20 protein-coding genes are annotated in these 24,527 nt (G+C 40.4%); 19 read left to right on the top strand and 1 reads right to left on the bottom strand.

Features of this window, described 5'->3' with window-relative positions:
* Position 1: 1 nt before the first annotated feature.
* The 9 genes from cobA to DW005_RS04675 all read left to right on the top strand — a co-directional run bounded on the left by cobA (position 2) and on the right by DW005_RS04675 (position 10,163).
* Entirely contained in the window at positions 2–1,492 is a 1,491-nt protein-coding gene (gene cobA, locus DW005_RS04715) for a uroporphyrinogen-III C-methyltransferase (RefSeq protein ID WP_117478368.1), read from the top strand.
* A gap of 17 nt (positions 1,493–1,509) precedes the next feature.
* Complete coding sequence (gene hemL, locus DW005_RS04710) at positions 1,510–2,781, top strand: glutamate-1-semialdehyde 2,1-aminomutase (RefSeq protein ID WP_022378141.1); 1,272 nt, start codon at positions 1,510–1,512, stop codon at positions 2,779–2,781.
* Positions 2,782–2,796: 15 nt separating this feature from the next.
* A complete protein-coding gene (trxB, locus tag DW005_RS04705; RefSeq protein WP_117478367.1) occupies positions 2,797–3,717 on the top strand; it encodes a thioredoxin-disulfide reductase in 921 nt (306 codons plus the stop codon).
* A 15-nt stretch (positions 3,718–3,732) separates the two neighbouring features.
* Positions 3,733–4,167 (top strand): Rrf2 family transcriptional regulator, encoded by a 435-nt coding sequence (locus DW005_RS04700; RefSeq protein WP_117478366.1) that lies wholly within the window; start codon positions 3,733–3,735, stop codon positions 4,165–4,167.
* A 594-nt stretch (positions 4,168–4,761) separates the two neighbouring features.
* On the top strand, positions 4,762–6,477 hold the full coding sequence (locus DW005_RS04695) for a methyl-accepting chemotaxis protein (RefSeq protein WP_117478365.1): 1,716 nt from the start codon (positions 4,762–4,764) through the stop codon (positions 6,475–6,477).
* A gap of 132 nt (positions 6,478–6,609) precedes the next feature.
* Positions 6,610–7,017, top strand: a complete 408-nt coding sequence (locus tag DW005_RS04690; RefSeq protein ID WP_117478364.1) for a hypothetical protein — start codon at positions 6,610–6,612, stop codon at positions 7,015–7,017.
* Positions 7,014–8,018 carry a hypothetical protein gene (locus DW005_RS04685; RefSeq protein ID WP_117478363.1) on the top strand — a complete coding sequence of 335 codons (1,005 nt, stop codon included), beginning with the start codon at positions 7,014–7,016 and terminating at the stop codon, positions 8,016–8,018. Before DW005_RS04690 ends, DW005_RS04685 begins: the two co-directional genes overlap by 4 nt.
* 17 nt (positions 8,019–8,035) lie before the next feature.
* The gene (gene cdaA / locus DW005_RS04680) at positions 8,036–8,914 is read left to right on the top strand and encodes a diadenylate cyclase CdaA (protein WP_022378135.1); all 879 of its coding nucleotides are present in this window, start codon (positions 8,036–8,038) and stop codon (positions 8,912–8,914) included.
* On the top strand, positions 8,892–10,163 hold the full coding sequence (locus DW005_RS04675; RefSeq protein WP_117478362.1) for a CdaR family protein: 1,272 nt from the start codon (positions 8,892–8,894) through the stop codon (positions 10,161–10,163). The genes cdaA and DW005_RS04675 overlap by 23 nt, the downstream gene beginning before the upstream one ends.
* A 60-nt stretch (positions 10,164–10,223) precedes the next feature.
* Here DW005_RS04675 and DW005_RS04670 read toward each other — a convergent pair whose 3' ends face one another.
* Complete coding sequence (locus DW005_RS04670; RefSeq protein ID WP_117478361.1) at positions 10,224–11,738, bottom strand: acyl-CoA carboxylase subunit beta; 1,515 nt, start codon at positions 11,736–11,738, stop codon at positions 10,224–10,226.
* A 173-nt stretch (positions 11,739–11,911) separates the two neighbouring features.
* On the opposite strand from DW005_RS04670, the gene DW005_RS04665 reads away from it, so the two are divergent.
* The 10 genes from DW005_RS04665 to DW005_RS04620 all read left to right on the top strand — a co-directional run bounded on the left by DW005_RS04665 (position 11,912) and on the right by DW005_RS04620 (position 24,513).
* Complete coding sequence (locus DW005_RS04665) at positions 11,912–12,724, top strand: ABC transporter permease (RefSeq protein WP_117478360.1); 813 nt, start codon at positions 11,912–11,914, stop codon at positions 12,722–12,724.
* A gap of 25 nt (positions 12,725–12,749) precedes the next feature.
* The gene (locus DW005_RS04660) at positions 12,750–13,502 is read left to right on the top strand and encodes an ABC transporter ATP-binding protein (protein ID WP_022378131.1); all 753 of its coding nucleotides are present in this window, start codon (positions 12,750–12,752) and stop codon (positions 13,500–13,502) included.
* A gap of 12 nt (positions 13,503–13,514) precedes the next feature.
* Complete coding sequence (tagD, locus tag DW005_RS04655) at positions 13,515–13,907, top strand: glycerol-3-phosphate cytidylyltransferase (RefSeq protein ID WP_022378130.1); 393 nt, start codon at positions 13,515–13,517, stop codon at positions 13,905–13,907.
* Between the two features lie 4 nt (positions 13,908–13,911).
* Complete coding sequence (locus DW005_RS04650; protein ID WP_022378129.1) at positions 13,912–15,030, top strand: CDP-glycerol glycerophosphotransferase family protein; 1,119 nt, start codon at positions 13,912–13,914, stop codon at positions 15,028–15,030.
* A gap of 53 nt (positions 15,031–15,083) precedes the next feature.
* Positions 15,084–16,586 (top strand): LCP family protein, encoded by a 1,503-nt coding sequence (locus tag DW005_RS04645; RefSeq protein WP_117478359.1) that lies wholly within the window; start codon positions 15,084–15,086, stop codon positions 16,584–16,586.
* A gap of 66 nt (positions 16,587–16,652) precedes the next feature.
* Positions 16,653–18,125: a hypothetical protein gene (locus DW005_RS04640; RefSeq protein ID WP_117478358.1), complete on the top strand. Its 1,473-nt coding sequence runs from the start codon at positions 16,653–16,655 to the stop codon at positions 18,123–18,125.
* A gap of 60 nt (positions 18,126–18,185) precedes the next feature.
* Positions 18,186–19,673: a DUF6056 family protein gene (locus DW005_RS04635; RefSeq protein ID WP_117478357.1), complete on the top strand. Its 1,488-nt coding sequence runs from the start codon at positions 18,186–18,188 to the stop codon at positions 19,671–19,673.
* A 22-nt stretch (positions 19,674–19,695) separates the two neighbouring features.
* Positions 19,696–20,658, top strand: a complete 963-nt coding sequence (locus DW005_RS04630) for a glycosyltransferase family 2 protein (protein WP_022378125.1) — start codon at positions 19,696–19,698, stop codon at positions 20,656–20,658.
* Positions 20,655–23,486, top strand: a complete 2,832-nt coding sequence (locus tag DW005_RS04625; protein WP_117478356.1) for a CDP-glycerol glycerophosphotransferase family protein — start codon at positions 20,655–20,657, stop codon at positions 23,484–23,486. The genes DW005_RS04630 and DW005_RS04625 overlap by 4 nt, the downstream gene beginning before the upstream one ends.
* Complete coding sequence (locus DW005_RS04620) at positions 23,479–24,513, top strand: CDP-glycerol glycerophosphotransferase family protein (RefSeq protein ID WP_117478355.1); 1,035 nt, start codon at positions 23,479–23,481, stop codon at positions 24,511–24,513. Before DW005_RS04625 ends, DW005_RS04620 begins: the two co-directional genes overlap by 8 nt.
* The last annotated feature ends 14 nt before the right edge of the window (positions 24,514–24,527 follow it).

The following is a 24,527-nucleotide window of genomic DNA, read 5'->3' as shown; positions in this document are numbered from 1 at the left end:
TATGGTTTATTTAATCGGAGCGGGTCCCGGAAATCCGGAGTTAATTACGGTAAAAGGACTTCGTCTGCTGCAAAAATGCGATGCGGTCATATATGACAGGCTTTTGTCGGAGGAACTGCTTTCTGTGGTTCCTGAAAACTGCCATAAAATTTATGTGGGAAAGAAACCGATGAGCCACGCAAAGAAGCAGGAAGAGATTAATGAGATTCTGATTCAGACGGCAAAACAGTATAAAAATGTTGTCCGCTTAAAAGGCGGTGACCCGTTTGTTTTTGGACGCGGCGGCGAGGAGGTTTTAGCACTGCAGAAAGAGAAAATTCCATTTGCTTTGGTTCCCGGGGTGACAAGTGCAGTGGCAGTGAGTGAGCTCGCCGGAATTCCTTTGACTCATCGTAAGGAAAGCCGCAGTTTTCATGTGTTTACCGGTCACACAAAAGAGGGGGCAGAGCAATCTTTTTCCCATATTACGAAACAGGATGGCACGAGTGTATTTTTGATGAGTGTCGCAAATATCCGTACGATTGCAGACCGGCTGATGGAACAGGGACAGGATGCATCTACACCTGTTGCGGTGATTTCCCACGGAACGATGCCGGATGAGAAACGTGTCTATGGAACACTTTTTGATATTGCGGATAAAGTAATTAAAAATAAAATTACTTCCCCGGCGGTTTTTGTTGTGGGACAGACGGCAAAATATCATTTTATCAGTGAGGATTTTGGTGTGCTTGCCGGGAAAAAAATCGGTACAACAGCAACGCAGAAACTGCATAATAAACTGCGTGAAATGATGGAAGATAAAGGGGCTTTTGTTTTTCCTCTTTGTGAAATGAAAGTTGTCCGTACGGATGGCACAGAGAAACTTTTGGATGAATTATCTCAGATAAAAAAATATGACTGGATTGTTTTCACAAGCCAGAATGCGGTTCATTTATTTTTTGCTGAGACAGATAAGAAACAAATTGACAGACGGGAGTTTGCGAAGGTTCGTTTTGCTGTCGTTGGCAGCGGAACGAAAAAGGCACTGGAAACGTATGGATTTTATGCGGATTATATGCCAAAACAGTTTACGACAGAGGCACTTGCCAAAGGGCTTACAGATGTCGTGAAACCGGGAGAACATCTGCTTCTTCCAAGGGCTTTGCAGGCAAGTGAAGAACTTGTTTTAGAACTGCAAAAGAAGTCTGTTACGATTACGGAAATCCCTTTTTATGATGTCGAGGGGACTTTTTCAGAGGATTTGTCCATGTGGAAGAATATGGACGTGGCTGCATTTTTCAGCGCATCCGGCGTTGAGGCGTTTGTTTCCCGGATGGGTAAGGACAAGATAGGAGAATGGGAGCGTGACCGCAAAAAAGAGCATGTTGCGGTTGCGGCGATTGGTGAAGTGACGAAAAAAAGACTGCAGGCGTATGGAATCGATGTGGATGTGGTTCCAGAGCAATGCGATTTAGAACATTTAGACAGGGCGCTTGAGCAGTTTTATCAATAGAGAAAGGAAGTAAGGCTATGACACAGTCGGAACAGTTATTTGAAAAATCCGAACACTTTCTGCCCGGTGGTGTAAATTCGCCGGTTCGTGCATTCCGCAATGTGGGCGGGACGCCGGTATTTGTAAAAAGTGGAAAAGGTTCTCATATTTTGGATGAGGATGGGAATGATTATATTGATTATGTTTGTTCGTATGGTCCGGGAATTTTGGGACATGCATATCCGGCTGTGATTGAAGCGGTGAAACAGGCATGTGAACAGGGACTTACCTTTGGGGCGCCGACGAAAAAAGAATATGAAATTGCGTCGTTAATTCATGACATGATGCCATCGATGGAAATGATGCGTATGGTAAATTCTGGAACGGAAGCGGTGATGAGCGCCATCCGTGTGGCGAGAGGATATACCGGCAAAGATTACATTGTAAAATTTAAGGGTTGTTATCATGGTCACTCAGACGGACTTTTGGTAAAGGCAGGTTCTGCGGCACTTTTGCAGGCTGTGCCGGACAGTGCCGGTGTGCCAAAGGGTTATACAGAGACAACATTGATTGCTGAGTATAATAAACCGGAATCGGTAAAAGCATTGTTTGAAAAATATGGTGATAACATTGCGGCGGTTATTGTGGAGCCGGTGGCAGCCAATATGGGTGTGGTTTGTCCGGAAAAAGGTTTTCTGCCTTTTTTACGGGAGATTACAAAAAAGTATCAATCTCTTTTGATTTTCGATGAGGTCATTACAGGCTTTCGTCTAGCAAAAGGAGGTGCGCAGGAGTATTACGGCGTGACACCGGATTTGACGACACTTGGAAAAATCATTGGCGGCGGTATGCCGGTAGGCGCATATGGAGGCAGAAAAGAAATTATGTCGTGCGTTGCACCGCTTGGGGAAGTGTATCAGGCAGGAACGCTTTCGGGAAATCCGATTGCAATGACTGCAGGAATTGAGACATTGAAAATTCTGCGTGATTCGGATACGATTTATGAAACCATTGAGAAAAAGGCAGAAAAACTGGCAGCAGTGATGCGTGAAACATTTGGAGAAACGGTCTGTGTAAATCAGGTGGGCTCTCTTATGAGTTTGTTTTTTACCGGTGAAAAAGTGGTTGATTATGATACGGTGCAGACCTCGGATACAAATCGCTATTCGGCTTATTTTAAGGCGATGCTGAAAGAGGGCATTTATTTGGCACCGTCTCAGTTTGAGGCTATGTTTGTGTCAGCGGCACATACGGATAAGGATATCGAAAAGACATGTGAGCAGATTAGAAAGTTTGCCAATCAGAAGTAGATTAGGAGGGATACGATGGCAGAACAGGTAAAAGATTTGGTAATTATAGGAAGCGGACCGGCGGGCTTGTCAGCGGCCGTTTATGCAAAACGTGCAATGTTAGATGTTGTTGTCATTGAGAAGGCAGGATTTAGCGGCGGACAGATTGTGACGACGGAACGCGTGGACAATTATCTGGGACTTTACGGAGAATCCGGATATTCGCTGGCAATGAAATTCAGAGAACATGCGGATGCACTTTCTGTTCCGTTTATAGACGCAGAAGTGAGTTCCGTGGAAAATGAATCCGAATATAAAAAAGTGCATTTAGAAGACGGTGAAACCATCCGCACAAAAAATGTGTTAGTGGCAACCGGTGCAGGGCATAAAAAACTTTCCGTAAAAGGGGAAGAAGAATTGACCGGTGCAGGCGTTTCGTACTGTGCAACCTGCGATGGTGCATTTTTTAAGAATAAAACGACGGCGGTTGTCGGCGGTGGTGATGTGGCGTTAGAGGATGCGCTGTATCTGGCAAATCTTTGTGAAAAAGTGTATTTGATTCACCGCAGGGAAGGTCTTCGCGCGGCTAAGGAACTTTCCGAAAAAGTGATGGCAGCGGAAAATATCGAATTTCTTCCTTATTATGAAGTGAAAGAAATTGCCGGAGACGGTATGGTACAGAAAGTGATTCTTACACAGAACCAGACCGGGGAGGAAAAAGAAATTGAGTTATCCGGTATTTTCATTGCTGTTGGCATGGAGCCGCAGACAGCATTTGTGAAGGATGTAGTCGAGAGAAACGATGCCGGCTATATTTGTGCCGGGGAGGACTGCCGGACGAATGTGCCGGGAATTTATGTGGCAGGCGATGTGAGAACCAAACCGCTTCGTCAGGTTATTACAGCGGTTTCCGATGGTGCCGTGGCAATTGCTTCTTTGGAGCAGGATAGAAATTAGGAAAGAGGGGTTGTTATGTATATTACGAGAAAGGGCCAGTATGCATTATTTTTTCTGATTGACCTTGCACTGCATGATGGCAGTACGGTGACGGTCAAACAGGTGGCTAAGGAATACGATTTGTCAGAGAAATATATGGAACAGGTAGCTTCTAAACTGCGTCACGCCGGGATTGTGCGCGTGATTCGCGGCAGCAAGGGCGGCTATTATCTTCCGGAAGAAACCAGACGATGTACCGCTAAAGATGTGGTCGGTGCCATTGAGGGACAGCGAAATGCCGTGGATTTGGATGGCTACAGAGAAAGTGAAAACAACCGCACGATGAATGCACTGGTTCGCGATTTGGGTCAGGAAGTGGATCATGCTGTAGATGATGTGCTTGAGAGAGTTACACTCGCTGAATTGGTGCGGCAGTATCATGAGAGAGAGACGTTTTCCTACATTATTTAGGAGGAGATTTTTTCAGGACTTCACAGTCGGCAGGGAAAAGTTTGAGTGTCATGCGCCGCTCCCGCTGATATGTGCGTAGGGGTATCGATATGCACAATACGCATATCAGATACCCACGCACATATAACGCATTCCACTCAAAACTTTTCCCTGCCGATTGTGGTGTGCTGAAAAAAATCATCCTTTTAGATAATGTAGGAAAACTTTTGCTATAGACCAATTGTGGGGGATGGATGGTTGGCTTGTGGTAAATGTTCGCGGTCAGTTGCTTTGAATTCCAGTAATTTCGTAGAAAAACTTTGTGACTCGTGGGTTTGAGTACGTCGGTATGTGGCACTGGTAATTTCAGTGCCCATACCGCTACGCACTCAATTAGCGGGAGCGCCCACGAGACGCAACGCTTTTCTACGGAATTACGGAAAACAAAAAAGTGCCAACGAACACTTGACACAAACAACTTTTCCTGCGTACTTTGATTATTCAAAACGCAACAATAACAACTTATCTCTTGTACCAAAAGGAGAAAGATGTTATAATAATATAGCATAATATTTATATATTATAGTTTTATTTTATTAAAAGGGGGAATTTCTTGTGAATCAAAAAAAAGGTGCACGTCTTGCGTTAAAATTAAGTCTGACGGTGGTTATTCCGATTTTTCTGATAACGATTGCCGGAATTTTGCTGAGTGCATATAAACAAAGTGATTTATCTGAAGATTTAGTAAAACGAGAGATAAGCGGTATTGCCAGAAGTTTACGACAGACATATTTGGCAACTGAGGGGAATGAAAAGTTTGTCATGAAGGGGGATAATCTCTATAAGGGCAATACGATGTTGAGTGGAAATTATAAACTGGTCGACCAGCTAAAAAATGAGCAGGAAGTTGAAGTATCATTGTTTTTTGGTGATGTCAGAGAAGTGACAACATTAAAAGATGAATCCGGAAAACGTGAAATTAATACAAAAATGTCATCCGAGGTTTATGATACCTTGAAAAAAGGTGAAGAGTATTTTGCAACAAATATAGATGTGCTGGGAACAGATTATTATGGCTATTATGTGCCACTCTACCAGCCGGGTACGAAAGAGGTTGCCGGTAGTGTATTCTGCGGACGTACCCAGAATCAGGTGACACAGAGTCTCAGAAATACCATTATATCAATGGCGGTTGTTATGTTGACAATTTTTTTGGCGGCATTTATTATTGTACTTTTTATGGTGAAACGTATTGTAAAGAGTATTGATGGTGCCGTGTCAAATCTTGGTAATGTGGCAAAAGGTGCCCTTCAGTTTGAGATGAAGCCGGTACTTTTGGAACGAGGCGACGAGGTTGGTGATATTGCAAGAGCGATTCAGAGTTTGATTCATTCGCTCCGCGAGATTCTTACAAACATTACATCTTCTGCGAAAGCACTGGATGGTTTTTCAAATCAGTTTGCGGAATCCTTTGCGAATATTACGGATTCGGTTGACAGTGTAAATACGGCAGTTGAGGAAATTGCTTCCGGTGCGACCAGCCAGGCGGATGAAACGATGAGTGCGAACCAGCAGGTTGCTGAGATGGGACAGGCGTTGGAGGAGACTTCGGCAAATGTGGAGAACCTTCATGCTAGTTCTGAGAAGATGGAAGAATATAATGAGACCGCCGGCAGTAATCTGGAAGAATTAAATGCGATTAGTGAGCAGACGAAGCAGTCAGTTATTGAAGTACAGAAGCAGACCGATTTAACGAACCAGTCGGCAAAACAGATTAAAGAAGCAACTGAATTGATTACGGATATTGCTGCTCAGACGAATCTATTGTCCTTAAATGCGAGTATCGAGGCGGCGAGAGCAGGTGAACACGGTAAAGGATTTGCTGTTGTGGCAGATGAAATTCGTGCCCTTTCTGAGCAGTCCCGCCAGTCGGCAGAAAAGATTGTTGAAATTGTGGATACACTTTTGGTGAATTCTGATACAAGCGTTCAGACGATGAGTAAGGTAATGGATAAGATTGGTGTTCAAAATGACAAGCTTTCGGAAACAAGCCAGATGTTCAATCTGTTACATAATGAGATTGGCACAGTGGCAGATGCCATTGTGCAGATTCGTAAGCAGGCAGAAGCTCTAGAAGATAAGAAAAATAAGGTTACATCAATTGTTGATGGATTGGCAGCAATTGCAGAAGAAAATGCAGCCAGCACGGAAGAAACCTCAGCATCCATGCTTGAGTTTAATGAAATTCTTTCGGTGTGCAATAAAGCGACCGGAGAACTTCGCAAACTGTCAGAAGAATTGGCTGAAAATACAAAACATTTTGACCTTTAAACGCGAAAAAGATGAAATAAAAACGAAAAACAGGGAAACCTTTGCGGCTTCCTTGTTTTTTTGTTTTTCCATTAAAATGACACTTTTCTATCACTATTTTTTGTGATAAAATATGAATCAGGAGGTGTTTATTTGCTAAGTGAAGAAAGAATTCGTAAAATGATACGATTGGCGGATTATGAAAAGGGAATAGGCAGCTCTGATTTGAAGCGAACCCACTATTGGCGGATGGATTATGTGCGTATGCAGATATTGAAGACAATATTGGCAGTATTCGTTGCTTTTGTTTTGGGTATTCTTTTATCAGTTTTATACCACATGGATTACGTTATGCAGCATGTCTGGGAGCTTCCTTACCGGACGATACTTATTTATGGCGGTATTGTATTTGTGGCGGCGGAGATTCTTTTTGTGATTTTTACTGCCAGAATTGCCGGGCGTGCGTATGATGAATCGCGTGCAAGAGTAAAAGAATATTATGTTACGTTGATGGAATTAGAGGAACTATATGAAAAAGAGGGAGAGGAGGAAACGTTATGATGATGGCTTTGCTTACCCTGAAAAGCAGGTTAAAGGGGTTTTTCGAAAAGCATTACCGGATTTTGAGGTGCTTTGGAAAGGCTGTTTTAATGATTATAACTTTGATGATTATCACCAGTCAGTTGAATTATCAGGCGTTTCTTGCCAATCACTGGATTGTGCTTCTTCTTGCCGTGATTTGTGCGGTTACACCGGATATGGTATCGCCTCTGTGTGTTTTCCTCGTGACGGAAATAGAAGTATTTCAGGTTTCTGAACTGATTGCGGTTGCCATTTTACTGATTTTACTGATTTACTATTTGTTGTTTGGACGGCTTGCAAATCGCCAGAGTGTAGTGCTGGCATCGGTTCCGGTGCTGAGTGTCCTTCAGATTAGCTATTTGGTTCCGATTGTGGGCGGCTTGTTCTTTTCACCGGTGATGATTCCGGCATTGATATCCAGCGTATTTTTCTATTTTGTACTGTGCGGTGTGCAGGAATATGCACTGGCGGCATCACGTATGACGCAGGAGAGTACTTTTTTTGAACCGCTGAAGTATCTTTTGGATTATTTGCGGGGAAATTTACTTTTGTACACATTGTTAGCGGCATTTGTGCTGACATTTATTTGTGTGTATCTGATTCGGAGAAGTAAGATACAGTATGCTTCGCAGATAGCAATTTTGGTAGGAGCCATATTAAACTTATCCATTTTGCTTTTTGCTAATATATTTTTAGAATTAAATGTGGATTTACTGCCGATGGTTGTATCTATTGTCGTCTGTATGCTGGTTGCTTACATGATACAGTTTTTTCGATTGACACTGGATTACCATGGAACACGTAAGCTACAGTTTGAAGATGATGAATATTATTATTATGTGACAGCAGTTCCGAAGATTAAAGTTGCCGCCGTTGATAAGACAGTGACAAGAATTGTCCCGGACGAGGATGATGAAAATCAGGATTTAAGAAGTGAATTGGAGAAAGAATTGGAAAATGATTTTAATAATTTTGAATAGATTGGAGCGTGTGGCGGATGAACACAATCATTAGTTTTTTTAGGGATTATGTGGCGTGGCTTACGATTCCCGACTTTACGATTACAGATGTACTTGAAATTGCCATCATAGCCTTTGCCTTTTATCACATTATTTTGTGGATAAAAGATACGAGAGCATGGGTTTTGCTAAAAGGTATGGTGATTCTTGGAATTATTTTCTTAGTGGCACTTGTGTTGGAAATGAATGTTGTGCTCTGGGTATTCCAGAATGCGATGGTAGTCGGAATTATGGCACTTGTTGTCATTTTTCAGCCGGAACTTAGAAATGCTCTGGAGCAGCTTGGAAGAAAAAAGATTTTAAGCTCACTGACCTTTGATAATCAAAAGTCGAAAAATGAGAGATATTCGGCAGAAAGCATTGAAGCCGTGATAAAGGCTGTTTATGATATGGCACGTGTGAAAACGGGCGCATTGATTGTTGTGGAGAAAGAAATCCAGTGCCGCGAGTATGAGAGAACCGGAATTCCGATTGGTGCAAAAATCAGCAGTCAGTTATTAGTAAATATTTTTGAGCATAATACACCGCTTCATGATGGAGCAGTGATTTTACGCGATAACCGGATTGTGTCAGCGACGTGTTATTTGCCACTGTCTAACAATCTGGCAGTAAGCAAGGAATTGGGAACGAGACACCGTGCCGGTCTTGGCATCAGCGAAGTGTCGGATTCTCTTACTATTATTGTTTCGGAGGAAACAGGTTTTGTTTCATTGGCTTGTGATGGTAAACTTTATCGGAAAGTGGATGCGGACACACTGATGATACGTTTGCAGGAAGCTGCTAAAAGAAATCCGGATGAAGGAAAAATGAAATGGTGGAAGGGGCGCAAAAAAGATGAAAAAGAAACTGACCAGTAAATTAATGCTTAAAATTGTATCGGTGATTGTCGCTTTTTTGTTTTGGCTGGTTATCATTAATATAACGGACCCGACGACATCAAAAACATTTTATGACATACCGGTACAAATATTAAATGAAAATGTAATCACATCGGCAAATCAAGTCTATGATATTGTGGATGGTGATACGGTTAAGGTTACGGTAAAAGGAAAACGAAGTTTTGTAGAGACATTAAAGGAGTCTGATTTTACAGCAACGGCTGATTTGAGCGAATTGTCAAAAGTAAATGCAGTCAGTATTAATGTAAAGCTAAATAAGGAATCAACTTCCAGTGTTGATGTGGATTGGAATAATGCTGTTCTTAAAGTGGCCCTTGAAAAGCGCATCACAAAGAGTTTCAAAGTTGAGGTGGATTACGAGGGTGAATTGAGTGAGAATTACGTACTCGGTGAGATGACAGCAAAGCCAAATATGATTGAAGTATCCTGCGGAGAATCGAAATTCAAGAAAATTGATCATGTAGGTGTTATGGTCAGCTTAAAAGGTCAAAGCGAAGACTTTGATTCTGAATATTCGCCGGTATTATATGACGCGAATGGGGATGCTTTAAATGATGCAAATGTCAGCTTTAGCAATGATACAATTAAGGTGTCAACCCAGGTCTTATCGACCAAGGAAATACCGGTTTATGTGGAGACAGAAGGTGCACCGGCATCCGGCTATCGTCTGGTTCAGACTGATTATAAACCCGAGAGTATCCAGGTTTCGGGAACGAAAGAAGCACTGGAGAAAGAAGTCTCAATTAAGGTGCCAATATCGATTGCGAGAGCAAAAAAGGACATCGAAAAGGAAATTGATTTAAGGGAGTACCTGCCATCAGGGCTGTCGATTGTAGGGGAGACGACGACGGTTTCCGTCCGTTGTGATATTGAGAAGAATGGACAGCGTGTGCTGGGACTTACATCTTCGGATATTGCCGTGAGAAATCTGCCGAAAAATTATACAATGAATTTTGAGCCGGAAAACGGAAAGTATTCCGTAGAATTGTTAGGCGAAGATGCGACGTTAGCGGATGTAAATGTAGGAGATTTAGGAGCTTATGTGGATTTGAACGGATTATCGGATGGCTCGCATACGCTTGAATTAAAATATAGTCTGCCGACCGGCGTGCAGGTGAAAAATAAAATCAAGATTAAAGTCAAACTAAAACGTCAGGAAGGTGAGGTGACAGATGCACCAAGCACACCAACTCCGACAGTGGAGTAGAAACTAAAAAAATCCCGGTGGACTGCCAAGGAGCAGCTGCCGGGATTTTTTTGATATTTTTTACAATGGGATATTTCCGTGTTTTTTATGAATTACATCAATCGAGCGTTTATCTGCAAGCATTAAGATGTCGGCATAAACACGTTCTCTTGTTGCCTCCGGTTTAATGATTTCATCCACATAACCGTGCATGGAAGCAATACTTGGATTCATGAATTTTTCATTGTATTCATCAATCTTTTCGCTGCGGAAAGCTGCTTTTTCTGCAGGGTTCATATTCTTCATCTGTTTACCATACAAAATATCAGCGGCACCATCGGCACCCATAACAGCAATCTCAGCGGTTGGCCATGCATAAACAAAATCAGCACGCAGGTGTTTACTGCTCATTGCGATGTAAGCACCACCGTAAGCTTTACGAAGGATAACATTAATTTTAATTGTTGTGGCCTCAGAGTAGGCATATAGTAATTTTGCTCCGTGGCGGATGATTCCTTTATATTCCTGGTCTTTACCAGGTAAAAATCCCGGCACATCCGTTAATGTAAGAATCGGAATATTAAAAGCATCACAGTAGCGGATGAATCGTGCTGCTTTATCAGAAGAGTCACAGTCAAGGACGCCTGCCATAAATTTTGGCTGGTCAGCAATGATACCGATGACAACTCCTTTAATGCGTCCGAATCCAACGACTACATTTCTTGCAAATTCTTCCTGAACTTCGATAAAGGAGTCTGTATCTACAATTCCGTTAATGACATCGTGGATGTCGTAACTGTGATTGCTTTCTTTTGGAATGATATTTGCTAAATTCTCATTAAAAGTAACATTTTCGTTGTATTTAGGAAGTGCCGGACGGTTTGTGTGCAGGTAGCCATCCTCATAGCACGGAGGAATAATTGAAATCAATTCCTTCACGCGGCGGAAACATTCCTTTTCGTTTGGCATATGAAAATGAGCGACACCGCTTTTGGATGCGTGCACATTGGCACCACCTAATTCTTTTGCTGTAATATCTTCATTTGTTACGCTTTTGATAACTTTTGGTCCGGTAACAAACATCTGGCTGATTTCATCAATGACAAAGATAAAATCGGTAATACCCGGTGAGTAAACCGCACCACCGGCACAGTTACCGGCAATAATCGAAATCTGCGGAATGTATCCGGATGCCATTGTATTATAGTAGAAAATCTCACCATATCCGGCTAAGGCATTTACACCTTCCTGAATACGGGCTCCGCCGGAATCGTTGATGCCGATAACCGGACAGCGGCTCTCGATTGCCATTTTAATTGCATTGGCAATTTTGAAACCGTGCTGTTTACCAAGAGTACCGCCGATAACGGTGAAATCCTCAGAGTAAATCACGACTTTTTGTCCGCCGATGGTACCGTAACCGGTGATTACGCCATCATAAGGAAATTGTCCCTTTTTAATGTTAAAAGCATCTTCTAAGTTCGTAATGTTCGAGCCAATTTCACGAAATGAATCTTCATCTAGCAGCATGCAAATACGCTCTAAAGCGTGAAGTTTGCCAAGCTTGTGCTGCTTCTCCATATTGTAAGTTGACATTGTTCATTCTCCATTCTTTCTTAAAATATCACTTGAAACTACGAAACCTATCATATACCATAAAAAGAAAAAATGTCAATCCTATGTTGGCTTTTTTTGTAGAATAGTTGACGAAATGCGTATTTGGGTGCTATAATCAAATGATTGAAAAAATAAAAAGGATGGACTAGAGAATGATTCAATTTTTTAATAATTTCCTAAAGTACAAGTATCTTATGGGACAGCTTGTGAAGAAAAATATCAAGCTTCGTTACCGTCGTTCTTATTTAGGAATGTTATGGACACTGATTGAGCCGCTGCTTACAATGATTGTATTGTCGGTTGTGTTTGGCAGTTTGTTAGGAAGAAACAGTACCGATGCTGCATTTGCAGGCGTGCCATTCCCGATTTATGTCTTGACCGGACGTTTGCTGTATTCGTTCTTTTCATCAGCAACCAACAGTGCGATGCGTTCTATTCGTACAAACGGCGCTATGATTAAGAAAGTGTACGTACCAAAATACATTTATCCGTTTTCCGGCATTTTGGCAAACTTCATTATATTTTTGATTTCGCTTGTTGTACTGGTTGGTGTAATGGTATTTTTCTTAGCAACCGGTCAGTACCATGCACCGATTAACGGTTATATGGTTATGACGGTGATTCCGCTCTTAAATTTGTTTATCCTATCAACGGGAGTCGGCATGATATTATCGACCTTATGTGTATTCTTCCGTGATATTGAGTATTTGTGGAGCGTTATGTTAATGCTCATCATGTATTGCAGTGCGATTTTCTATTTCGCAAGCAACATGAGTGGTGATACACAAAAACTGGTAAAATTGAATCCATTATTTGGCGTGATTGACAATTTCCGCCGCGCCTTTTTTGGACAGCCTTTTGATATGAGATTATTGCTGTATACATCCGTTTTTGCGGTTGGAACATTGGTTATTGGTATGATTGTATTTTATCGGAAACAGGATTCCTTTATCCTGAATATTTAAGGTGTAAGGCAAATTGGAGGTTATTATGGCGAAGAAGTCATTAGCAATGAAAATAGAGAATGTGAGTATGAAGTTCAATCTCAGTTCTGAAAAAGTTGATAACATCAAAGAATATGTTATTAAAATGATAAAAAAGGAATTGATGTTTCAGGAGTTTTGGGCACTCAGAGATATCAGCTTTGAAGTTCAGAAAGGTGACCGTGTTGGTATTATGGGATTGAATGGTGCCGGAAAAAGTACTCTTTTAAAAGTAATTTCCGGTGTGTTAAAAGCCACACAGGGAACGGTTACAACAAATGGCAAGATTGCACCGCTTCTTGAACTGGGAGCCGGATTTGACAGACAGTATACCGGTGCTGAGAACATTTATCTGTATGGTGCGATGCTTGGTTACAGTAAAGAGTTTTTGGAAGCACGTTACGACGAAATTGTAGAGTTCTCGGAACTTGGCAGTTTTATCGATGTGCCGGTAAAGAATTATTCTTCCGGTATGCGTGCCAGACTCGGTTTTTCCGTGGCAACAATTGTTGAGCCGGATATTTTGATTCTGGATGAGGTGCTTAGTGTTGGAGATGCGAAATTCCGTAAAAAATGTGAAAATCGTATTCAGAGCATGTTTGATAAAGGTGTTACCGTCATTTTCGTATCACATTCAACCAGTCAGGTCTTAAGAATGTGCAACAAGGGCATTCTTTTGGAGCAGGGCCGTCTGATTGCACAGGGGGATGTTGAAGACGTAGTAAGTGTATACGAAGCAAAGATGAGTGAGAACGAATAGGAGGAAAAGAAAATGAAAAAAGTGATTACTTATGGAACGTTTGACTTACTTCATGTAGGTCACATTAATTTACTTCGCCGCGCGAAAGCATTGGGGGATTATCTGATTGTTGTTGTTTCCTCAGATGAATTTAACGCCGGCAAGGGCAAAAAAGCGTATCATTCTTTTGAAGACCGCAAAAAAATTCTTGAAGCAATCCGTTATGTGGATGAAGTGCTGCCGGAATATACATGGGAACAGAAGATTGATGATGTAGTAAATAATAATGTCGATGTTTTTGTTATGGGAGATGACTGGAAGGGCAAGTTTGATTTCCTCAAAGACTACTGCGAGGTTGTTTACCTGCCGCGTACCGAAGGAATTTCCACAACAAAAATTAAAAATGATTTGAATATGAAAGACTGAGAAAATGATTAAAAAAACAGGCTATGTGCTGTTTGCTTTCTTTTTCTATCTGTTCCGCCTATTACCCATAAATCGGCAGAAAGTATTTTTTGTCGCAACGCATGATGACAGCGAAGAGGGAAATATCGGCATTGTGGCAGATGCTATAAAAAATCAGTTTCCATCCATGAAAATGGTGTATCTGACAAAAAAAGACGGCATACGAAGACCATTTTCGTTTTTCTTTGGAAAAGCGTTTCATATGGCAACGGCATCGGTGATTTTTCTCGATAATGAGTTCATGCCGATGGCGTATATGAAATTTAATAAAAATGTGAAAGTGGTGCAGTTGTGGCATGGAACCGGTACGATTAAGAAATTCGGCTTGGATTCGGATACCGGGGAAGTAAAAAGACTAGCAAAAAAAGCAAATGAAAATATTACGCACTTGATTGTCAGTTCCGAATGTACGGCAAAATGGTATAAAAGTGCGTTTGGTGTAGACGATGAAAAAATTTTCCCGATTGGACTGCCGCGCACCGATTTGATGTTAGATGATTCTAAGAGGCAGAAGATGCAGGAGCGTTTTTTTGAGCAATATCCTGATTTGAGGGGAAAGAAAATTACGTTATACGCACCTACCTTCCGAGATTCACAGGTTGAAAATCCGGAAATTTGTTTGGATTTTGATTCCCTTAATCAATGTATGGAAGAGAATGAGGTGCTTCTTATCCGTCTGCATCCGCACGTGGCAGAGCATTGTCCTGTCGGTATATGGGATATGTATCCGGATAAAATAAGAAATGTTTCCGATTATCCGGGAGTGGCTACGCTGTTATCTGTGGCAGACCAATTGATTACGGATTATTCATCCATTATTTATGAGTACTGCCTTTTGGAAAGAAAAATGATTTTTTATGCGTATGACTATGAAGTATTTCAGAAAGATGGTAGAAATTTTTACGAGGACTATGAGAAATTTGTGCCGGGAATGATTGTATATACGCAGCCGGAGCTGGAAAAAAACTGGCATACGGCTTACGAGGATGACTCACAACGAGAGCAGTTTTGCAGGCGCATTTTCAAGTATCAGGATAAAAATGCCGTAAATCGACTTTTATGTTTGATTTTTGACAAGAAATAAGATATAATGTTGTGAGCGTATTATTAGGCTAATTTGAGAACGGAGGGTTACGAGTGAAAACATTATTAGAGAGAAAGATTAGTTTAGTAGTAATTATTTTGCAGTTTTTAGTTTCCTTGTTAGTTTGTATTTATTTTGGAACAACAGGGCTTGTACCGGTTAAGTACATGGTTGCGATTGCAGTCATTATGGTTGTATTGCTTGTCTATCAGGTGATGAGCCAGCTGACAAACTCCAGTTATATATTTGGACGTGTGTTAGCCGTTCTGTTTTGTGCCGTGTTCCTTGTTGGTGCGAACTATGTGAGAGAGAGTATGGCAGCATTCCAGAATGTCGGTGGTGCAACCAAAAAGGTTGATGTTATTTCTTTCTACGTCATGAAGGACGATGCAGCAAAGACATTAGCAGATGCTAAAAATTACTCTTTTGGTATTCTAAGACAGCAGGACCGTGAGAATACGGACAAAGCAGTTCAGGATGCAAGTAAGAAACTGAACAAGACATTGAACACGGTTGAGTATGATGATCCGTTGACAATGGTAGATGCCTTGTACGCAAAAGAAGTGCAGGCAATTATCATGAATAAAAGTTTTGTAGATACGGTTAAGAGCCAGTATAAGACATTTTCTACGGACACCAGAGAGCTGGATACAAGCAAGATTGAGTCAGAAGTAGAAGAATTGGTTGATACCGATGTAACAACAAAACCATTTAATGTTTATATCAGTGGTATTGATGTATATGGTAAGATTGGACAGACAAGCCGAAGTGATGTAAATATTATTGCGACGGTTAATCCAGTTACAAAGAAAGTATTACTGACATCTACACCTCGTGATTACTATGTACCGCTGTACAGTAAGGGCGGTAAATCGTATTCCGGAGGTATGCCGGATAAACTGACTCATGCCGGTATTTATGGTGTTGACTGCTCGATTAATACACTGGAAAAATTGTATAACATTGACATTGATTACTACGTACGTGTCAATTTCACCAGTCTGAAAAAGATTGTTGATTTGCTTGGCGGTGTAGAAGTGTATTCGGATTATGACTTCATTTCTGACTGGGGTCCACACGGTGCCGGTACACATTATAAGTTCAAAAAAGGTTATAACAAAGTAAATGGTAAGAAAGCATTGGCATTCTGCCGTGAGCGACACCACTTCGCAAATGGTGACTACCAGCGTGGACGTGACCATCAGCATATGATTGAGGCAATTTTGAACAAGGTGATGTCACCTTCCGTACTGCCAAATTTCTCAAGTTTGTTGAAAGAATCGAAGTCCATGTTCCAGACAAGTATGTCAAAGGACAAGATTGTATCGCTCTGCAATATGCAGTTGAATGATATGGCAAAATGGAAGATTGCTTATGCGAATGCCGAGGGTACAGGAGCTAAGAAGACGACCTTCTCGATTCGCTCAACGGCGCTGTATGTTTGTGAGCCAAACTACAATTCCGTGAAGAAGATTACAAAGAGAATGAAAAAAGTAATGAAGGAAACGAAAGAAAACGAGAGCTCGGCTTCCGATAAGAATGACGTTATTAAGTAAGACATTACACGAGATAAAACGGCCGCTTTTTAGCGGTCGTTTGTCGTGAATAAGTGGGGAATAAAATTGATTACGAAATTACAGGATTTGTTTATTCTTCTCCTTGATCCATGGATTCCGATTGTGGGAAGAATAAAAGACAAGGTAAGGTACCGGCTGATTACGCTGTGCTTTGTAATTGACCTTGTTTTGTTTTGTATCGTCCGCTACGGACTTCATAAGGAAAGCTATTTTTATAATACGGTTTGTGGTATTTTTGTTATGTTTGCCATTGCCATATTATCGCTTGACCGGACATTGGTTCATATCCACTGGAGACGTTCTCTTTGGATTGCTTGGTTTGGTATGTGCATTTCCTTTACCGTTTCGGATATTCTGGTGCCGAAAAAAATGTGTGGACTGGGTCTGATTTTAGCTTTTGTCTTTACCGCTGTATTTTTTGTGTGGCAGAATCATACGAGAAAAGATTTGTTGTGGCAGTGCTTCAAGAATGCCATAAAATGGTCGTTTGCCGTTATGTCGGTGATTTCCTTTTTGTTCCGTCCTCTGTATGAGGGAGGCAGGTATGCCGGCATTTTTACAAATCCGAATACGTTTGGATTGTATTTGTATATTATTATCGCTGTATTTTTGTCGGATTTGGACTGGTGTGTGGAGACCGGCCGGTCTTGCCGGAAAAACATTGTAACGTATGTTTCGCTTGCCTTATGCTTTTTCTATCTGGAAAAAAGTCAGGCGAGAACTTCACTGATTGCGGTTGCAGCAATTGTGCTGCTTTGGATTGTACTGCGGTTTTATTTGGCCAAAAAGACAAAAAATTACCGGACCTTTTTAGGAAACTTAGGCTGTATGGCAGTATTCACCGTAGTGCTGTATCCTCTGTTTTTAATCTGCCTTTTGCATCTGCCAAATATTGTTGGACATCCGATTGTGTTTGAAGGAAAACCTTTGTATTATACAAGTGAATTTCAGGGGAATAAAGAAAAAGCGGATGAGCCGGACGATGTTGTGGTGCCACAGTATAAAGATGTGGAGGAGACACAAAACAAGAAAGATACGATTGCACCACGCAATATGTGGGAACGCATTTGGTATAACATCAAGTATTCAAAGGGCTTGAATGCCATTACGAATGGAAGAATTGATATTTATCTTGCCTATTGGGATAAAATGAATTTTAAAGGACATGCCAGCACCTCAATGGTAGTGGATGGGGAAAAGAAAAACCATTCGCATAACAACTGGATTCAGTTTGGTTACACCTATGGACTTCTCAGTATGTTTTTCTATGGTGTGATTACGTTATTAGGGGTAGCGTTTTCTTTGAAATTTTACCTGACACAGAGAAGAAAAAATGCAACATATGCTTTTTTGATACCGGCAATCTGTATCGGATTTGTTATTGCTACACTGACGGAATGTTTGTTTCTGCCGTTTGAAGTATTTCCGGCATTTGCGTACTGGTTTGCATTTGGTGATTTATTTGTGAAAAAAGTACCAAATAATAAATTTTTACAGGAATTAGAGGACGAGGCATGATATAATTTTGACATGTAAACGTCTTAGTATAAAAAAATGATTGAAGGATAGGAGAAAAACATGAAGGAAAATAATAAAATATGGTTGCGTTATATCATATGTTTTGGGCTGATTGCCATTCTATGCTACTTGTTTCCATATACCGGAGATGACTGGGCATGGGGAAGTAAAATCGGTATCGACAGATTAAACAACTGGTTTGAAAATTACAACGGACGATATGTGGGAAATCTTATCGTTTTGGCAATGACGCGCTCAAACCTTTTAAAGGCAGTTATTATGTCATTTTGCTTAACAGGAATTGTAGCACTTTGCGAGTATATATTTAAAAGAAAATGGGTTTTTTATGTAAGTTGTGTTGCACTTGTTTTGATACCTAAATTGATTTTTCGTCAGGCCGTTGTATGGACGGCAGGTTATGCAAACTACGTAACCTCAATGTTTTTCACATTGTTATTTATAGCGTATGTTTATCCTATTTTTCAGGAGACAATGCCACGAAGAAAAGTTTGGCATTGTCTGCCGCTCTTTGTGTTAGCGGTAATAAATGCATTAATTGTAGAGCATTTGACAATTTATAATGTGGTTTTGGCTTGTGGTGTGCTTGTGTATACAATTTGTGTTCATCGCAAGGTGGTTGCTTCTCATGTGGCATATTTAATTGGAAGTGTGGCAGGGGCTGCTTATATGTTTTCAAATTCGGCATATCATACGATCGCAAATAATCAGGATCAGTATCGTCAAATGGCAGAGGGAGGAGTAATCAGTCGTGCATTTGACAATTATGTCAATGAAATTGCAAAGCATCTTTGCCTGAATAATTGTTGGATGAATTTAGCAATCGTTATTGTATGTGCCATGATTTATAAAAAAATCTATTCTGACGTAAATAAAAACAGAAGTGCGTTATTAGCAAAAATTTGTCTGATAGTTATGGCAGGATTTACGACATGGTCTTTGTTGTCGTCCTTTGGCATCAGTACATTTGCAAAACAGAACCGGTTATTATATTTTGAAGCGGCTTTTGTGGCAGCTTACATGATTGCACTTATTATTTATTGTATTATTATTGGCAGTCAAAAAAAATGTTTATGGAAAGTTTTGTTTTGGAATGCGGGAATTGTTTGTGTTGCCGCGCCGTTGCTTGTTGTAAATCCGATTGGTGAGAGATGCTTTTTTGCCACGTATATACTGTTTTTGATGCTCCTTTTGGAACTGCTTATCCTTTTAGACGGAGAAGAGAAAGAAAGCCGGATTTTTACAAAGACATTTTGTAAGACATGCGCAGTTGTGTCCATTTTCGGATTAGGCTTTTATCTTAATATTTTTTCCTCAATCTATCAGGTGGATAAAGAACGATTGGCTAGAATTGAGAGACAGGTAGAGGCAGGTAAAACGTCCGTGGAAATTCGGCACTTGCCATACGAATCTTATTTATGGACAGCCACTCCTGAATGGGAGCCATGGATTGAGCGTTACAAACTGTTTTATGGTTTGCCTGAGGATTTGGAAATAAAAGCAGTATGGGAATACAGTAAGAAAAAATAACAAGATTACGGAGGAATGTTTTATGGAAAGAAAAAAAATTTCAGTTGTCGTGTCCGTATATAATGAGGAATTGTCTTTGAACCAATTTTATAAGACAACAGTAAGTGTTTTGGACAAGTGTGTTTGGGACTATGAACTTATTTTCGTAAATGATGGCAGCCAAGATGGCAGTATTGAATTGTTAAAAGGTTTTGCAAAGGAAAATGCCAAAGTTAAGGTGGTCGATTTTTCACGTAATTTTGGACATGAGGCAGCGATGATTGCCGGTATTGATCATGCACAAGGGGATGGAGTTGTGTGCATGGACGCAGATTTGCAGCATCCGCCGGCATGTATTCCGGACATAATTGCTAAGTTTGAGGATGGTTATGAAGTGATTTCGATGATTCGAACGAAGAATGCCGATGCCGGAATTATTAAGCGAATTACGTCAGGTGCCTTTTATAAAGTTTTGAATCTTATGTCGCCGGTTAAATTTGAAAATAATTCTTCTGACTTTTTTGCTATCAGCAAAAATGTAGCAGGCGTTCTGCGAAAGGACTATAGAGAAAAAATCCGCTATTTGAGAGGATATGTGCAGAGTGTTGGATTCCGAAAAACAACATTGGAGTTCGAGGCACAGAAGAGAGAGGCAGGGGAAAGTAAGTACAGCATTCGAAAACTGCTGCATTTTTCCATTAATGCACTGTGCAGCTTTTCGGATTTGCCATTGAAACTGGGAATGTATTCAGGTGTATTTGTGGCTCTGTGTGGTTTTATATTGATGATTTTCACTATTATAAACAAAATTGTCAATGGAGCACCGGCGGGGTATTCTACAATCATTGTAGTTTTATGTTTTATGTTTGCGGTTGTTCTTATGGTAATTGGAATTATAGGAGAATATATCGCCGTTTTGTTTGCGGAAATTAAGGATCGACCGATATATATTGTCAGAGATATTTATCAGGAAGAGAAAGAGACTCATGGAGGAGAGAAAGAGTGAAAGTTTCGGTAATTGTTGCTGCTTATAATGCAGAGAAATATGTAACAGAGACGATGGAAAGTCTCGCCAATCAAAGTATCGACGATTATGAAATTATTGTAGTCAATGATGGTTCCAAAGACCACACGATTGACATTTTGAGGGATTATGAAAGCCGTTATGACAACATAACAGTTGTGGACAAAGAGAATGGTGGACCTTCTTCGGCGAGAAACCGCGGACTGGATTTGGCAAAAGGAGAGTATGTATACTTCTTTGATGCAGATGATGTCTTAGAGTTAGACGCCTTAGAGGCACTGTATGAGCGTGCAAAAGAAAAAAAGGCAGATTTAGTTATTGCTAAGTATGATATTTTTAATCGTTTTCAGACTTTTGCAGTCAATGGAATCAATGATTTGGTGCGGATGGAAAAAATAGACAAATATGAGCCGCAGATTCTGTGGACGTTTTCGCTGTGTAATAAATTATTTAAACGCTCAATTATTGAGCAGTATGAACTGCGTCTTCCACCGATTTCCTATTCGGAGGATGGGGCATTTTTGATGCGTTATGTATACCGTACGAACCGAATTACCGGACTTGACCGTGTGATTTTCCATTACCGCAGAATGTTTGATGGTGAGGCGGAGTCGATTACGGCTTCGATTTCTTCTTGGAAAATCAAAGACTACATTGAGGCACACCGGCTGATTTTGGAGTCGGCAAAAGAAAGTATTTTAATTGATTTCCCACAGTACAAAGATATTGAGGAAGTAAAAGAGAATAATGACGATATTCACAAATATTTAAATGAAATCAGCCGAAAAGAAGTGCAGATTCTGTTGGATCAGTTTTATGCGAAATACTGGACACTGCCAAAGGAGACAATTACGCATCTGGTTTCAGAAATGAATGATAAAATTTCAACATTGGATATGCGTGATATTTCGATGTTAAAAGATTCTCACCCGGAATTTGCACTTGACAATCTGGCGGTAGACAAAGAGGATTTGCTTTCTCATGCGTGGTTTACCATTGCCCTTTATGGGGAGAAAGAACAGGAAGAAAAATTTTTGTTAAGTATTCAGAGTCTGACACTGCAAAATCTGATTGCCATTCGGATTATAATGCCGCTTTTCTGGAAAGAGACAGTGGAAAAAGCCGGATTTTTACAGGATAATATGGAGTTTTTTGATGTAAAAACAAGAGATGAACTGTATTATCAGGCATTGGAACAGGCACAGACGCCATACATTACTTTTGCGGATGCCAAAGTCAGTTATGCGAATAATGCATTTAAGTATGTGGTTAAGAACTTTATCAAATCACCGGCAGATTTTATGTCAGAATTGATATATCACCGCAATTTTGGAGATATGCAGGCGGTACTTTTCAGCACGGTGGCATTGAATTCCGTAAAGACAGGCTATGAAAATAACCCATACATGGGTATGGATTACACACTTGCCAATAAATTTTTCAAGACGGAATTTTTGAAAAATCAAACCCTAGATAAGTCAAAAAGTCTGCTGTCACATCTGACAAAGTGGTACCATAGAGGATATTTTACGTTTATGAATGACCGTATTGTATTCTATGAGGATTTGGAAGCAACATATGTGGATTATGTTGGAACGAAGGAAACCATTCCGATGATGAAGGAATATTTGGTAGATAGAAAAGCAGATTTGAACAGCCCGGAGATTGTTCCGGATTTAAATGAGATTATGCCGAAGATGCTTCGTTTCCCGTCTGAAAACATCGGTCAGATTTTGTTCCGTAAGATGGTAAATTTCCTGCGACGCTATCCGGTAAAAGAGCAGGTGCTGTTTTTTACGGTGCGAAAAGACGGTGAACTAGAGGGTAATGCAAAAGCACTATATCCGTATGTCAAAGGAAAGAAAGTGATTTGTGCCAAGCGTCTGCCACATAATCCTTTTACGAAACTTTATATGTACTATAAAAACATTACAAGCCGTGTTATTGTGACGGATGACTATAACCGTTATCTGCGTCACTTCCAGCTGCGTCAGAGCCAGCGTGTTGTACAGTTGTGGCATGCCTGCGGTGCGTTTAAGAAATTCGGACAGCGGGGAACCAACATGTCGATTGCTGCGGATCATGCTTATCATGTGCAGTACAATATGGTGACGGTAAGCAGTGACAGAATAAGAAGTATTTATGCGGATGCCTTTGATATCGATGTGCACAAGGTAAAGGCGTTGGGATGTCCGAGAACGGATGCATTTTATGATGAAAAGCTGATGGATGAGACAAAGCAGAAAGTATATGCCGCACATCCGGAATTCAAAGACCGCTATGTTATTGTATATGCACCGACATTTCGTGATATAGGGGATGACAGAACGCAGTTTAAACCGGATTTGGATTTTGATAAATTATCAAAAGACTTACTGCCAAATCAGATATTTGTAATCTGCCCGCATCCGGTCATGAAAAATAAAATTGTAGAGAAGTCTTATGACAATATCGAAGTTATCAGAGATTTCTCCACAAATGATATGATGTTGGTATCGGATTTGCTGGTAACGGATTATTCTTCTGTTATTTTTGAATATGCGCTTTTGCGAAAACCAATAGCATTTTACTGTTATGATTTACTCAATTATAACCGGGGCTTTTATCTGAATTATCCGGATGATTTGCCGGGGGATGTTTATGAGACGCAGCAGGCACTTACAGCGTATCTAAAGTCACCGGAAAAAGATACATTGACAGAAAAATATGACCAGTTCATTGAAAAATATATGGGAGCGTGTGACGGACACAGCAGTGAGCGGATTGCCGCTATGATTAATCAGTATATGGAGGAAGCGAAACATGAATGAGACAGAAATTACATTTTTGAGCAGCCGCGGACGTGGGCTGAGTAATGACCTTGCGCTTTTGAAAGATTATCTTGCGAAACAATCCGGAGAGGATGTAAAGCTCCGCTATTATTTGAATAATGAAAGACATAAAAATCCACTGGCAGCACATGGTTACCGCCGTGCGAAAAAGGATTTTATGGAGGGTATGACAAATGTTGTCTGTGTGGATGCTTCTCTATCAACTAAAATTAATAACTTAGCACCGGAAGGCAGTCGGATTTTACTGGGTGTTCCGTATGATTACCAGTTTAAGAATATGTTTTTAATGGAGTCAAAAGGAAAAGAATTTAATTTAAATACCTTTGCAAGATTTACGCACATCATTCCTGGCTCTCCATTTACGGCAGATTTGTTAAAACGGGCGTACCGTTTAGAAGATAAAGAAATAATCGAGGGTGTTTCCCTGCCGTTTGCCTATGATATAGGGGATGCTAAAAGAAGAGAGAATGTCTCGGAACTGATTTATTATTACTTTCCGCATGCAAGAGACAAAAAGATTCTTTCTGTTATTGTATATGGTGATGAAGAGATGAAAAGGAAGGATTGGGAAACTATTGATGTAAAGCAATGGATGAAAGAGCTTGGGGAAGAATGGTTTGTTTTTACAAACAGTGAAATTTTGATGGAAAATGCATTTTCTATGGGAAATCAATACAAAAGAAGCTTTGGCTATGTAAACCGGATTCTCCCGGTTCCGGATTTGTTGTATGTTACAGATGTTTTGGTGACAAATAACGGACGTTTGGCTTCTGCATTTTCAATTTTAGAAAAGCCTTTATATGTTTGCCACTACAACAAAAATTATTTTGAAAAATATGTTAGTTTAAAATATCCGGAAATGTATTTTGAAAATGCCGGGAGGTTGTGTGAGGCAGCATATCAGGTGGATGTGTGCAATAGAGCACAGGCGGATTTTAACGCAAGTATGTCATATGGTATTGAGAAAAATGTATATGATCAAACGTTGAAATGCTTGTTAGATTGAATGAGAAAGAGAGG

Source organism: Clostridium sp. AF36-4, from assembly GCF_003435975.1.
Lineage (GTDB): Bacteria > Bacillota > Clostridia > Lachnospirales > Lachnospiraceae > Eubacterium_F.
This window is presented reverse-complemented; position numbering and strand designations above follow the sequence as displayed.